Source organism: Amycolatopsis sp. NBRC 101858 (assembly GCF_030269325.1).
Lineage (GTDB): Bacteria > Actinomycetota > Actinomycetes > Mycobacteriales > Pseudonocardiaceae > Amycolatopsis > Amycolatopsis ponsaeliensis.
This window is the reverse complement of sequence record NZ_BSTD01000007.1, coordinates 176162-190281: the sequence shown is the minus strand read 5'-3', so window position 1 is coordinate 190281 and position 14120 is coordinate 176162. Positions and strand designations below refer to the sequence as shown.

The 14120-nt window shown below is 70.3% G+C and carries 10 protein-coding genes; all 10 read left to right on the top strand.

Annotated features, from left to right (window positions below):
- Window positions 1–4 precede the first annotated feature (4 nt).
- The 10 genes from QSK39_RS44355 (at window position 5) to QSK39_RS44310 (ending at window position 14096) form a co-directional block, all read left to right on the top strand.
- The gene (locus QSK39_RS44355) at window positions 5–1291 is read left to right on the top strand and encodes a serine hydrolase domain-containing protein (protein ID WP_285483821.1); all 1287 of its coding nucleotides are present in this window, start codon (window positions 5–7) and stop codon (window positions 1289–1291) included.
- A 354-nt stretch (window positions 1292–1645) separates the two neighbouring features.
- Complete coding sequence (locus QSK39_RS44350; RefSeq protein WP_285483820.1) at window positions 1646–3238, top strand: ABC transporter substrate-binding protein; 1593 nt, start codon at window positions 1646–1648, stop codon at window positions 3236–3238.
- The gene (locus tag QSK39_RS44345) at window positions 3235–4221 is read left to right on the top strand and encodes an ABC transporter permease (protein ID WP_285483819.1); all 987 of its coding nucleotides are present in this window, start codon (window positions 3235–3237) and stop codon (window positions 4219–4221) included. Before QSK39_RS44350 ends, QSK39_RS44345 begins: the two co-directional genes overlap by 4 nt.
- Window position 4222: 1 nt before the next feature.
- Entirely contained in the window at window positions 4223–6199 is a 1977-nt protein-coding gene (locus QSK39_RS44340) for a dipeptide/oligopeptide/nickel ABC transporter permease/ATP-binding protein (RefSeq protein ID WP_285483818.1), read from the top strand.
- Window positions 6196–7143 carry an ABC transporter ATP-binding protein gene (locus tag QSK39_RS44335; RefSeq protein WP_285483817.1) on the top strand — a complete coding sequence of 316 codons (948 nt, stop codon included), beginning with the start codon at window positions 6196–6198 and terminating at the stop codon, window positions 7141–7143. The genes QSK39_RS44340 and QSK39_RS44335 overlap by 4 nt, the downstream gene beginning before the upstream one ends.
- A gap of 49 nt (window positions 7144–7192) precedes the next feature.
- Complete coding sequence (locus QSK39_RS44330) at window positions 7193–7465, top strand: MFS transporter (protein ID WP_285483816.1); 273 nt, start codon at window positions 7193–7195, stop codon at window positions 7463–7465.
- A gap of 67 nt (window positions 7466–7532) precedes the next feature.
- On the top strand, window positions 7533–10886 hold the full coding sequence (locus QSK39_RS44325) for a serine hydrolase (RefSeq protein WP_285483815.1): 3354 nt from the start codon (window positions 7533–7535) through the stop codon (window positions 10884–10886).
- Window positions 10887–10989: 103 nt separating this feature from the next.
- On the top strand, window positions 10990–12105 hold the full coding sequence (locus QSK39_RS44320) for an NAD(P)/FAD-dependent oxidoreductase (protein ID WP_285483814.1): 1116 nt from the start codon (window positions 10990–10992) through the stop codon (window positions 12103–12105).
- Between the two features lie 51 nt (window positions 12106–12156).
- Complete coding sequence (locus QSK39_RS44315; protein WP_285483813.1) at window positions 12157–12513, top strand: RidA family protein; 357 nt, start codon at window positions 12157–12159, stop codon at window positions 12511–12513.
- Window positions 12510–14096 carry an N-acyl-D-amino-acid deacylase family protein gene (locus QSK39_RS44310; protein ID WP_285483812.1) on the top strand — a complete coding sequence of 529 codons (1587 nt, stop codon included), beginning with the start codon at window positions 12510–12512 and terminating at the stop codon, window positions 14094–14096. The genes QSK39_RS44315 and QSK39_RS44310 overlap by 4 nt, the downstream gene beginning before the upstream one ends.
- The last annotated feature ends 24 nt before the right edge of the window (window positions 14097–14120 follow it).

Below are 14120 nucleotides of genomic sequence, written 5' to 3'. Positions count from 1 at the left end.
TGTCATGTCGGAGAATTCGAAGCCGGGGTCGTCGCGTCGTCGCGCCGGCATCGGGATCGCTGTGGCACTGGTCATCGGTGCCGGAGTCGCGGTTGCGGCGGGGCCGATGTCCCTGTTCTCGAGTGCGGCACCGGCCGCAAGCTCGGCTCCGATCGACGGCGCCGCGGTCGAAAACCTGGAAAAGAGCGCGGACAAGGCAGTCGCGGCAGGTCTCCCCGGTGTCATCGTCCGGGTCGACGGCGGGCAGAGTCCGGCCGTGAACGTCGTCCGTCAGGCGTCGTGGGCGTCCGCCGATCACCGGCTCGATGCGGGCGACGACTTCAAGATGGGGTCGAATACCAAGACGATCACCGCTGCCCTGGTGCTGCAACTGGTCGCCGAAAACCGCGTGGGCCTCGACGATTCCGTGGAGAAGTTCCTTCCCGGCGCTGTTCCGAACGGGCGTCTGATCACCCTGCGGATGCTGCTGAACCACACCAGCGGGCTCGAGGACTACGCCTACACGCTCGACGGACTGGACCTGATGACCGGCCGGCAGACGCAGCAGCCGAGTCCCACCGAGGTCCTCGCTTTCGGCACTAAACTGCCGCCGTTCGCGGCTCCTGGTGCGAGCTGGCACTACAGCAACACCGGGTACAGCGCGCTGGGCCTGGTGCTGGAGAAGGTCACCGGTCAGAAGTACGCTGACCTGGTCGAGGAACGGATCGTCCGGCCTCTGGGGCTGCAGCATACCTATGTGGCCGGTAGCCGGTCCGAGTCCGTTGTCCACGCCCCGCTGGCACACGGCTACGAGCCTGATGCCACTGAACTCGCGGCGATCCTGCCGCCCGGTCTCCCGAAGGGGTTCGGCTTCGTCGGGGCGGCCCGCGGTGAGCGTGTCGATGTCACGGCCGTCGACCATTCGTGGGTCGGGCCCGAGGGCGCCGTCGTTTCGACCGTGGCCGACTGGGCGAAGTTCGACCGCGCGCTGATGTCGGGAAATCTCGTACCCGAACCGCTGCTGCGCGCGATGCGCACCGTCGTTCCGGAAGACGAGGCCGCCGGCCCGGATCACAAGTACGGGCTGGGGCTGGAACAGTACAACTCGCCGTGCGGCGTCGTCTGGGGACACCAGGGCTCGTGGCCCGGGTACAGCAGTGACACCTACACCGACCAGACGGGGCAGCGGACAGTTGCCGTTCTCAGCACCACGCGGTTCGGACTCAAGGCGAGCGCCGCGGCAGGTACCGCGTACAGCGAACTGGTGAACACGGCAGTCTGCACCATGCTGGGCAAGTCGCTGCCGAAGTAGCGCCGCTCGACCTCTGTCGTGACGGGTGCGGGGCGGTGCTCGGCGGCCGGACGTCTTGTCGGCGGCGATCAACGCGCCTTCGAGTCTTGTCGCTTCGTGCAATACCGCCGCTGTGACACGCGCCCTAGCATCCCAAAATCGGCGATTCATCCCACGGCGGCGAGAGGGAGCCATGCTGAACCTGTGCGAGTCCGGGAACTGGATCGGGCCGGGGCTGTCCGGTCCCTTCCCCGCCGCGCAGCGAGACGTCGGGCGCGTCCTGAACGGACGGTCGCGGCCCCCCGGTCACGGGGGTCGATACCGCGCACAGCAACCCGCCCGTCTCACCCCGGACCACCCGTGAAGGGAAACCCATTGACGAAAACACAGCTAACCGCAGCCCTGCTCGGGGTAGTGGCGTTGACAGCGAGTGCGTGCGGAGGAGCGAACGAGACGGGAACCGGGAACCAGACTCTTGCCGACGGCCAGACGTTCAGCTTGGCGATCGGATCCGACCCCGGCAGCCTCGACCCACACATGACGGTGCTTTCGGTGACCACCCAGGTCGACCAGTTCCTCTACGACACCCTGCTCGGTCTCACTTCCGACGGGAAGCCGCTCGCCGGGCTGGCCGATAAGTGGGAGGCGACGACGACCACGGCGTCGTTCACCTTGCGCAAGGGCATCACCTGCGCTGACGGCGCGCCGCTGACCGCCGCCGACGTCGCGGCGAACATCGGATTCGTGGGTGACCCGGCGAACAAGTCGGCGCTCACCGGACTCGTCGTCGCGCCGGGGACGAAGGCGACGGCGGACGAGGCGGCTCGCACGGTCACGGTCACCAGCGGCGCGCCGGACGCATTCCTCCTCCGCAACATCGGCGGGTTGCCGATCGCCTGCGGCAAAGGCCTGGCCGACCGGAAACTGCTGGAGAAGGGCGGAAGCGGGACCGGCATGTTCGCCGTCACCGAAGCCGTGCCCAACGACCACTACACGTTCACTCGCCGCAAGGACTACACCTGGGGGCCGGGCGACGGGCAACCCACCCAGCGAGGCCTGCCGGACAAGGTAATCGTCCGGGTGGTCCCGAACGCGACCACGACGGCGAACCTGCTGCTTTCGGGCGAGCTCAACGCTGCCACTGTGAACGGGCCGGACCGGCAACGGCTGGAGGCGAAGAAGCTCTTCCACGCCGATTCACTCGAGCCGATGGGGGAAATCTTCTACAACGAGGCCGACAATCGCCCCGCGAAGGACGAGGCCGTGCGACGCGCGCTGACCCAGGCGCTCGATCTGGCCCAGCTCGGCAAGGTGCTGACCAGCGGTACCGGGAAGCCCTCGGAAGGTTTGGTCACCTCGGACCCCAAGCCGTGCTCGGGCGACACAGTCGTCGGCAACCTGCCTGCCCACGACCCGGCGGCGGCCGCGGCCGCACTGGACGCGGCAGGCTGGCGTCCGGGCCCGGACGGGGTCCGGGTCAAGGCAGGCAAGCAGCTGGCGCTGACCGTTGTCTACAGCACTCAACCGGGGCCGACGGTGGCGTCGACCGGTGAGCTGATCCAGCAGGTCTGGAAGTCACTCGGTGCCGAGGTCACCCTCAAGGCCGTCGACAGCCCGGGCCTTTCCCAGGTGCTGTTCGGCACCGGCGAGTGGGACGTGTCCCTCGGCGCGATCGGGGTCGCGCTGCCGACGCAGCTGGTGCCGTTCGTGTCGGGCCCGGCTGCCCCGGACGGGACGAACTTCGCGCACATCGTGAACCCCGGCTACGACAACGCGGTGCAGCAGGCGTCGTCGATGTCCGCCGAGTCCAGCTGTCCCGCCTGGAACACCGCGGAGTCCGCGCTGATCAAGCGGGTGGACGTGGTGCCGTTCATCAACTCCGTCGCGCCGGCCTATGCCAATGGCACCCGGTTCGAGGTCAACGAAGGCAGCATCACTCCGTCGTCCATCCGGATGTATGCGAAATGACGACGACAACGGCCGCGGTGCCCGCCTTCCTGCGGGGCAGCCCGTGGCCGGCGTTCGCCGCGCGTCGGCTGGTCCGGTTCGCCGTGTCGCTGTGGGCACTGGTGACCGCGGCGTTCCTGATGATCCACCTGGTCCCCGGTGACCCGGTGCGGGCCGCCCTCGGGCTCACCGCGCCCGCCGATCTGGTGCGGGCTCGGCGGGCCGAGCTCGGCCTCGACGATCCATTGTGGACGCAGTACGCGCACTACCTGCAGCGGTTGCTCACCGGCGACTTCGGGAAGTCGATGTCGAGCGGGCAGCCGGTGGCGCAGGTGATCGGCGACCGGCTGCCGGCGACGCTGCAGCTCGCCGTGCCGACGTTCGCAGTGGTCGTCGTGGTCGCCGTGCCGGTCGGTGTGTGCTTCGCGGTACTGACACGCGGCGGCCGCAGGCGGGGCGGTGAGCTGGCGTTCACGTCGGTGAGCGTGTTCCTCGCCGCTGTCCCGGAGTTCCTGGTGGCGGTCGGGCTGGTGGCGTTGCTGGCGGTCGGCCTGGGTTGGTTCCCGGTCGCCGGCGGCGACGACGCGGGCGCGTACGTACTGCCGGTCGCGGCTCTCGCGATCGGCCCGGCGGCGGTGCTCGCCCGGATTGTCCGGGTGGAGCTGCTTTCGGTGCTGGGCGCCGACTTCGTCCGCACTGCGCGGGCGAAGCGGCTGCCCGCGCGGCTGGTGTACGTCCGGCACGCGCTGCCGAACGCACTGACCGCGACACTGACCTTGGGTGGACTGATGCTCACCGGCCTGGTGGCGGGCACGGTGCTGGTGGAGAACGTATTCGCCTGGCCGGGTCTCGGTTCGACGATCGTTCAGTCGATCTTGCAGAAGGACTATCCGTTGGTGCAGGGGATCGTGCTGGTCTACGGACTCGGCGTACTGCTGGTGAACTTGCTGGTCGATGTCGTGCTCGGGCTACTCGACCCGCGTTCGACGATCCGGGAGGCCTGAAATGGCGCGACGTCAGGGATCGACGTGGTCGGTCGCCGTGCGCACGCCGGTCGGCGCGTGTTCGGCGGTGCTGCTGGCGCTGGTCGTGCTGCTGGCTGTGCTGGCGCCTCTGCTGTGGGGCGACGGCGCCGCCGCAATCGACACCGACGCGATCGGCCAGGGCCCGTCCGGGAGCCACTGGTTCGGCACCGACTCGCTCGGCCGCGACATCTTCCTGCGCACCCTCGTGGCGACCCGGCTCTCGGTCGGGCTGGCCGTGCTCGCCACCGCGATCGGCGTGGGTGCCGGTGTCGTGCTGGGCATGCTGCCGGCGGTGCTGCCGCGGTGGGCGGGGCGGTTGCTCACCGCGGTGATCGACATCGCGGTGGCGTTCCCCGGGCTGCTGCTCGCGCTGTTCTTCGCGGTGATCTTCGGGGTCGGCACGCACGGCGCGGTCCTGGCGATCGCGTTCGCGATGGCGCCGGCGTTCGCCCGGCTGGTCCAGACGCTCTCCGCATCGGTGGCCGGCCGCGATTTCATAGCCGCGGCCCGGATTTCCGGTGTCGGCCGGATCCGACTGCTGGTCCGGCACGTGCTGCCGAACATCGGCGAGCCCCTCGTCGTGAACGCGACCATCGGCGCCGGCACGGCGCTGCTCGCCTTCGCCGGGCTTTCGTTCCTCGGCATCGGCGTGCAGGCCCCGGACTTCGACTGGGGCCGGCTGCTGCGTGAAGGCCTGGACGGGATCTACGTGAGTCCGGCGGCCGCGCTGGCACCGGGGGCCGCGGTCGTACTCGCCGGGCTGGCTTTCAACCTGGTGGGGGAAACCGTGGCCGCGGTGGTCGGGGTCCGCACACGCGTCAGCGGCCGCAAAGCCACGCCCGGGTCCGCGCCCGCTTCGGCGGAGCGGTCCCTGGCCGCGGGGAAACCCGCCGGCGACGAGGTGCTGGTCGTGGAAAACCTGCGGGTGGCGTTCCCGAAGCCCGGCGGCTGGGTGGTCCCGGTGCGGGGCGTGAGTTTCGCGGTGCGCCCCGGAGAAACCGTTGGTGTGGTCGGCGAGTCCGGCTCGGGCAAGAGCCTTACGGCGCTGGCCGTTTCACGACTGATCGACCTGCCCGGAGTGGTGACGGCCGACCGCCTCGAGTTTGCCGGGACGTCGCTGCTCACCGCGTCCGACCGGGAGCTGCGCGGCCTGCTCGGGACGTCGCTGGCGATGGTTTTCCAGGACCCGATGACATCGTTCAACCCGGCCCGCCGGGTCGGTGGACAGCTCGCGGAGGTGTCGCGACAGCACCACGGCCTTTCGCGCCGCGCGGCGTTCGAGCGGGCGGTGGATCGGCTGGCCGCGGTGCGACTGCCGGCCGCGCGGCGGCGCGCCCGGCAGTACCCCCACGAGTTCTCCGGCGGCATGCGCCAGCGGGCGATGATCGGCATGGGCCTGATGGGGCAGCCGAAGCTCGTCGTCGCCGACGAGCCGACGACCGCCCTCGACGTCACGGTCCAGCGCCAGGTGCTGCGGCTGCTCGCCCGCGCACGCGACGCCGAGGGCGCGGCGATCCTGTTGATCAGCCACGACATCGCGGTGATTTCCCAGACATGTGACCGGATGCTGGTGATGTACGCCGGCCGGGTGGTCGAGGATCTGCCGACCGCGGACCTCCCGGGCGCGGCCCGACACCCGTACACCCGGGCCCTGCTGGCCACGACGGTCGGCCTCGAGACCGACCGCGGCGCACCGCTGGCCGTGATCTCCGGCCGGCCGCCGGAGCCGGACCGGACTCCGCCGGGTTGTGCCTTCGCGGCCCGTTGCCCCGTCGCGAGTGAGCGCTGCCTGGCTGAGGATCCGGCACTGGAGCAGGCGGGACCCGAGCACCGGGTCGCCTGCTGGCATCCGCAGGGGCTGCAGCCCGCAGAGCGGCGAGGAGCGGCGAGAGGTGAGGGAATCGGCGTGAGCGTCGTTTCGGGACAGTCGACCTGGCGCACCGGAGGTGCCGGATGAGTGAGTTGCGATTCGACAGCGTCAGCGTGCGTTACGGCAGGCTGACCGCAGTCGACGGCGTGAGCCTGGTCGTCCCTCCTGGACAGGTCGTCGGGTTGGTCGGCGAATCTGGCTCCGGCAAGTCGACGTTGGCCAGTGCGGCGGTCGGACTGACGTCGGTGAGCGCGGGCCGGGTGCTGGTGGACGGCGTCGACGTGCGGCGGCTGCCCCGGCGCAAGCCGCTGCAGATGGTGTCCCAGGACCCTTACTCCTCTCTGGACCCGCGGATGGCGGTCGGCGAGTCGATCACGGAGGCGATGCCGCGGGGCGCGCACGGCGGGGCCGCCGGGCGGCGGGGCGAGGTGGCGCGCTTGCTCGAACTGGTGAACCTGGGCCCGGAGCGCGCCAGACAGCTGCCGGGGCAGCTGTCAGGTGGACAGCGGCAACGCGTCGCGCTCGCGCGGGCGCTCGCCGGGCAGCCGAAGGTGCTGATCGCCGACGAGATCACCTCCGCGCTCGACGTCTCGGTGCAGGGCGCGGTGCTCAACCTCGTCCGCGACGTTCAGCGGCGGCTGGCGCTCTCGATGCTGTTCATCTCGCACAACCTCGCTGTCGTCCGCTACGTCAGCGACATCGTCGCGGTGATGTACCTCGGCCGGATCGTCGAGGCCGGACCGGCCGAGCAGGTGCTCACCGATCCGCAGCACCCCTATACGCGCGACCTGCTGGCCGCGGCGCCGTCCGCGCGCAGCGGACTGCTCGACGATCTCGGTGACGACGTGTCGTCCGACATGGAGCCCGCTGATCCTCGTCACCCGCCCACGGGCTGCCAGTACCACCCGCGGTGCCCGATCGGCCCGCTCGTGCACGCCGATCGCACCATCTGCATCAGCGCCGACCCGGCCGGCAACGCGGCACGGCGCCGCCACGTCTCGGCGTGCCACTTCACCGAAGAGTGGTCATGACCACCGTCACTATCGCGAAGAACCGGCTCGCCCGGGAAGCGGGTAGGAAGTGTCCACAGTAGACGACAAGCAAGCCGAAGACCTCTTCGGCCTCGCCACAATGGGCGTGTTCGGGTTGCCGATGCGGGTGCTGCCAACGGCGGTGACCGGGATCAGCGTGGGAATCCTGAACTTCGGCGGCCAGGTCGCGGGGGCAGTCACCCCGGTGACCGTGGGCTGGCTGGCCGACCAGTTCTCCTACCCGGCCGCGTTCGGCTTCCTGATCGGCACCACGCTGCTCGCCGCGGTGGTTGCCTTCTGGGTGCCGCAGTGGGCCGACTAGTTCACCTTCGCCGCCTGACCTCACCCGCCGCCCGGCCCTGCCGGCGCCCGTTCCCCAGGAGAACCACATGACCCGACGCCTCAACGCCGACGACCTGTTTGCCTTCGAGTTCCCGGAACAGCCCGCTCTTTCTCCCGATGGTGCGCGGATCGTTTACGTGGTGCGCAAGGCCGACCGCGACACCGACGAGGACATCCGTTCGCTGTGGGAAGTCGCCACGAGCGGCGGCCCGGTACACCGGCTGACCCGCGGGACCGCCGACCTGGCTCCGGCGTGGTCGCCCGACGGCACGCGGATCGCTTTCCTGCGCGCCGAAGACGGTCCGGCGCAGGTGTGGATGCTGGCCGCCGACGGCGGCGAACCCGAGCGCGTCACCTCGCTCCCGCTCGGCGCGGGACCTCCGGTGTGGCGGCCGGATGGCGCCGAGATCGCCTTCTCGGCCCCGGTCGACCTCGCCGCCGAAGAGGGCGAGGACGGCGCGGCCGTCGCACGCCGGGCGGCCGCGCCGGTGGTCGTCGACCGGCTCGACTTCAAGGCGGACGGCGCCGGGCTGCTGCGTGCGCTGCGCAAGCACGTCCACGTCCTCGACGTCGCTTCGGGCGAGGTCCGGCAGGTTACGTCGGGGGACTGGCACGCGGGTGATCCCGCGTGGTCGCCCGACGGCAAGCTGTTGGCCTTCCCCGCCGCCACCGACGCCGACGCAGACCTGACGTTCCGTTCCGGTGCCTACGTTCTCGCCCCTGGCGAAAATGCTGCCGAACCGCGGCTGGTCGGTGCCGGCGACGGCGTGGCGGGCCCGGTGATCTGGACCGCCGACGGTGGCGCGCTCCTGGTAATCGGGCGCCGGGACACCCACGCTGGAAACGCCGGGCTCCTGCGGATGCCAGTGGACGGCGGAGAGCCCCTTGACCTCGCCGCTTCGCTGGATCGCAACGTCATGCCGGGTGAGCCCGGCTATCCTGGGGCGCTGCCACAGCTCGTCGGCGACGGCACGACTGTGCTGTTCTGCGTGCGCGACCGCGGGTGCACCCACCTCTACGCCGTCGCGACCAGCGGCGGGGAGCCGCGTCTTGTCGTGGGCGGGGCCGGGAACACCGTGTCGGGACTGACGATCGCCGGGGACACAGCGGCGATCCTGCTGGCCACGCCGACGTCGTACGGCGAGATCGCGACGGTCGCAGTCGCCGGGGGAACGCCCGAAGTCCTCACCGCCCACGGCCCCGGCGACGTCGAGTTGTTCGCCCACGAGGAGCGGGAGTTCACCGTCTCCGACGGCACGGCCGTGCACGGCTGGCTGCTGCGCGACCCCGCCCGCACCGGCCCGCTGCCGCTGCTGCTGGACATCCACGGCGGCCCGCACAACGCGTGGAACGGCACCGCCGACGCGGTCCACCTCTACCACCAGCAGCTGGCCGCGCGCGGGTGGGCGGTGCTGCTGCTCAACCCGCGCGGCAGCGACGGCTACGGCGAAGCGTTCTTCACCGCCGCGGTCGGCGCCTGGGGTGTCGCCGACGCCAAGGACTTCCTGGAGCCGCTTGACCAGCTCGTCGCCGAAGGGGTGGCGGACGCGCGGCGGCTCGCGGTGTCCGGTTACAGCTACGGCGGTTTCATGACCTGTTACCTGACCAGCCGTGACGACCGGTTTGCCGCCGCGGTCGCCGGCGGGGCGGTCAGCGACGCGGTCAGCCTGGTCGGGACGTCCGACGGAGGGCATTACCTGTCTGTTGAAGAACTGGGTGGCACGCCCGCGTCGAACCCGGCCCGCTACGCGGCGATTTCCCCGCTGGCGCAGGTCGACCAGGTGCGAACGCCGACCCTGATCGTGCACGGCACCGCCGACGAACGTTGCCCGGCCGGGCAGGCCGAGCAGTGGTTCACCGCGCTGCGCGAGCAAGGTGTGCCGACCCGGATGGTGCTCTACCCCGGCGCGTCACACCCGTTCGTCATCGACGGCCGGCCCTCACACCGCGCGGACTTCAACCGACGCGTCGTCGACTGGGTGGAGGAGCACGCCGGCAAACCCGGTGCCGCGGTGCGAGTGCCGATCGAAGAGACGTACTGGCGCCGGCGGCTGGCCGCGCTCGCGCGCAAGCACCGTGTCCCCGGTGCGGTGCTGGGCATCCTGCGCCTTGACGGCACCGTGGGCGACGACGTGGCCACAGTCGGCTGGGGCGTGCTGAACAAGGCCACCGGCGTCGAGGTCACCGACGACTCGGTGTTCCAGATCGGCTCGATCACCAAGGTGTGGACGGCGACCGTGGTCATGCAACTGGTCGACGAAGGCCTGCTGGACCTGGACGTGCCCGTCGTCGAGGTGCTGCCGGAGCTGCGGCTGGCCGACCCGTACGTCACCAAGCAGATCACGGTGCGGCACCTGCTGACCCACACCGGTGGTATCGACGGCGACATCTTCACCGACACCGGCCGCGGTGACGATTGCATCGAGAAGTACGTCGAGGTGCTGGAGCAGGCCGCTCAGAACCATCCCCTCGGCGCAACGCTGTCCTACAGCAACTCCGGGTTCATCCTGGCCGGCAGGGTGATCGAGAAGCTGACCGGCACGAGCTGGGACGCGGCGTTGCGGGAGCGGCTGTTCGGCCCGCTCGGCCTGACGCATACGGGAACGCTGCCGGAGGAGGCGCTGCTGTTCCGCGCGGCGTTGGGACACGTGGCGATCGGTGACGGCGACCCGCGGCCGGCACCGGTTTCCGTGCCGCCGCGTTCGGTGGGCCCGGCCGGGCTGATCACGGCGTCGGCGGCGGATGTGCTCGTGTTCGCGCGACTGCATCTGGTGGGCGGGTTGGGTTCGGACGGCTCGCGCGTACTTTCCGAAGCGTCCGCGGCGGCGATGACGGAGCACCAGGCGGACATGCCCGACGAGCACACGCTCGGCGACTCGTGGGGGCTCGGCTGGATCCGCTTTGACTGGAACGGTCATCGGGTGTACGGCCACGACGGCAACACGATCGGCCAGTCGGCGTTCCTCCGGGTCCTGCCGGAGCAGGGCCTCGCGGTCACGCTGCTCACCAACGGAGGCAATGCTCACGATCTGTACGTGGAGCTGTACCGCGAAATCTTCGCGGAGCTGGCGGGCGTCGCGATGCCACGCCCGCTCGAACCCGCCGCGTGGCCGCCGGTGGTCGACGCGAGCCGGCACTTCGGTGTCTACGAACGAGCTTCGACCCGCGTCGAGATCTTCGCCGAGGGTGACGGGGTGCGGATCCGGGAGACGAGCACCGGCCCGTCAGCCGAGCTCACCCCGGAGCCGGTGGTCGAGTACGACCTCGTGCCGATCAGCGAGACCGTTTTCGTGTACCGGGCACCGGGTAAGCGGACCTGGACGCCGGTCGTGTTCTACGCGCTCCCGAGCGGTGAGCGATACCTGCATTCAGGCGTCCGGGCAACACCGAAGGTGTCTTGAAAGTTCGCAATGGACACAAGTTGTCGTCCGTGCAGATGGCTGAAGCAGGTATTTTCGTGTTAGGCACAAGCATCACCGACCGCAGGTGGCAGACAATAATCTCATGACACGCCAGCGAATTCTTGTTATTGGCGGGGGCATAGCGGGTGTCTCACTCGGCAGCGAGCTGGCCCACGATCACGACGTCGTCCTCCTCGAAGCCGAGTCTTCCCTCGCCGTGCACAGCACCGGGCGCTCGGCCGCCACCTTCCTGGGTGGCTACGGTCCGCCTCCGGTGCAGGAGCTGACGCGGCTCAGCGAGCCCGAGTTCGCCCGGTTGTCCGCGTTGCCGGACATGCCTCCGTTGTTGAGCCCGCGCGGCGGGTTGTTCACGGCTTGGGACGACCAGTCCGCGGCCGCTCTCACGTCCACGATCGTGAGCCAGTCGTTCATGACCGAGCTGAGCGCCGAGAAGGCCCGGGCGTTGTGTCCCACTCTGCGGGTTGACGACATGGCGCTGTGCGCTCTCGACTCCAGCGCCCGGGATATCGACGTGAGTGCCTTGCACAGCCACTACGCGGCCAGGCTGCGCCGGCTCGGCGGCCGGACCGAGACCGGTGCTCGCGTGGTGGCAGCCGACAAGAGCGGCCCCCAGTGGGAGGTGCGCACCGAGGACGGCCGGAGCTGGCGTGCCGACCGTCTGGTGAACGCGGCCGGCGCGTGGGGTGACGAAGTGGCCGAGACGTGCGCCGGCACCGGGCACGGATTGTCGCCGCGGCGGCGGACGGTGGTCATCGCCCGGACGTCCGAGCGGATCCCGGCCGACTGGCCGATCGTCGCGGACGTTGCGGAGGCCTGGTACTTCAAGCCCGAAGGCGGGGCGATCCTGATGTCGCCCGGTGACGAGACCCCGGTGCCACCAGGGGATGTCAAGCCGGATCCGCTCGAGGTGGCCATGGTCCTGGAGCGGGTGAACGCCGTCACGGCCCTGCAGCTGCGCAGCGTCCGAACCAGCTGGGCCGGGCTGCGAACCTTCGCTCCCGACCGGGCACCGGTCGTCGGCCCGCATCCTGACGAGCCGACGCTGTTCAGCTTCGTCGGGCAGGGCGGCTACGGGATCCAGATGGCTCCGGCGCTGGCTCAGGTCGGCGCCGAGCTGTTCCGTACCGGAACCTTGCAAGACACCGCGCTGGCGGCGGCAATCGATCCCGGCCGGGTACCCGCGGTGGCCGAACACTGATCTTGCCCTCCTTCCGTTGTCACACCACTGTCACACCATCGAGGAGTTCGCGTGACCACCCCGAGTGTCTCGCCGTGCCGCCGAGCCGGCCCCCTGTTGTTCGTCTCCGGTCAGCTCGGGCTGGGCGACGCCGGGCTGGTCCCGGGCGGAGTCGCGCCCGAGACCCGGCAAGCGATCCACAACGTCGCCGCAGTCCTCGAAGGACACGGCGCGACACTGGCCGATGTCGTGAAGAGCACCGTCTTCCTGGCGTCGATGGACGACTGGCCCGAGATGAACAAGGCCTACGCCGAACTGTTCGGCACCCCAGCCCCGGCGCGATCGGCGGTCGGCTCCGGACTGCTCCTGGGCGCACGGGTCGAGATCGAGGTCGTCGCCTACGCGCCGACGACCCAGGACGCACCATGACGTTCACCTCGGTGATCCGACACGGACTGGTCCACGACGGCCTGGGGGGCCGGCCGCGGCACGCCGACGTCGGGATCGCCGGTGACCGGATCGCGGTGATCGGCGACATCCCGCCGGCGGACTGTCCCGAGATCGACGCCACCGGCCTCGTCGTCGCCCCCGGGCTGATCAATGTGCTGAGCCACGCCTGGCAGACCATCCAGCTCGACGGCAGCTGCCAATCGGACCTGGTACAGGGCGTGACGACCGAAGTCTTCGGAGAGGCGATCTCCCTGGGCCCGTCGAGCGAGGCCCTGCTGGAGATGGTGCCCGTGCGTGCAGCTACGCGGCTGGACTTCCCCCGGCTGTCCGCCGGTCTCGACCACATCGAGGCCGGCGGGACCAGTGTCAACGTCGCCTCCTTCATCGGCGGGCAGAACCTCCGCGCGCTGGCCGCCGGTGCCGACGACCGCCGGCTGACGAACGACGAACTGAAGTCGCTGTGCGCGCTCGTCGACGAAGAGATGGCGGCCGGGGCGCTCGGCATCGCGACCGCACTGATCTACGCACCGGAGAACTACGCGACGACCGAGGAACTTACCCAGTTGTGCACCGTGGTCGGTCGCCACGACGGTCTCTACATCTCCCACCTGCGGTCGGAAGGCGACCGGTTGCTCGAATGCCTCAACGAGCTGATCGGCATCGGTCAGGCGGCTTCGTGCCGGGTGCAGGCCTACCACCTGAAGGCCGCCGGCGCCCACAACCACCACAAGATGCCGGTGGCGATCGAGCGGATCGTCGCGGCCCGCGCGGCCGGGCAGCAGGTCAGTGCCGACATGTACCCGTACACGGCCGCCTGCACCGATCTCGCCGCGGTGATCCCCCCGCGCCACCACGCCGGAGGACCGGCAGCACTGCTGGACCGGCTGGCCGATCCCGCGGTGAGGGCCGAGATCATCGCCGAGCTGGAAAGCGCCGATGGCGGCTTCGAGAACCTCTTCGTCGGCGCCGACCGGGGACACGGCATCGTCTTCCTGCGTGACCTGGCCGACGGCACCCCGGCAGCGGGCCAGACGCTCGTCGACGTCGCCTGGAAGCTGGGCATCGCCCAGCCGGCCGCGGCGCTGCTGGACATCGTCCGCGGCGACCCGACCCAGCAGGTCTGTTACTTCGTGATGTCCGAGGACAACGTCCGGCTCGGGCTCGGTCAGCCGTGGGTGTCGATCTGCTCGGACGCCGAAGCCGTCGGACCCGCGTCGTTGTCCGATGACTTGACCCATCCGCGGGCGTACGGCACTTTCGCCCGGATCCTCGGCCACTACTCCCGTGACCTGGAGCTGTTCCCCCTCGCCGAAGCGATCCGCAAGATGACCTCGTTGCCGGCGGATACGCTGCGGCTGGCCGACCGTGGCCGCCTGGCTCCCGGCGCGTTCGCCGACGTGATCGTTTTCGACCCGGCGACGATCACCGACACCGCCAAGTACGACGCGCCCCGCCGGTACGCCGTCGGGATGCACCACGTCCTCGTCAACGGCGAGCAGGTCCTGAGGGATGGGCAGGTCCTGCCTGCCCGTCCCGGCAGGCGGCTGCGCAGGGGTCGCTGACTTGCCGATTCCGGCTCAAAGGCC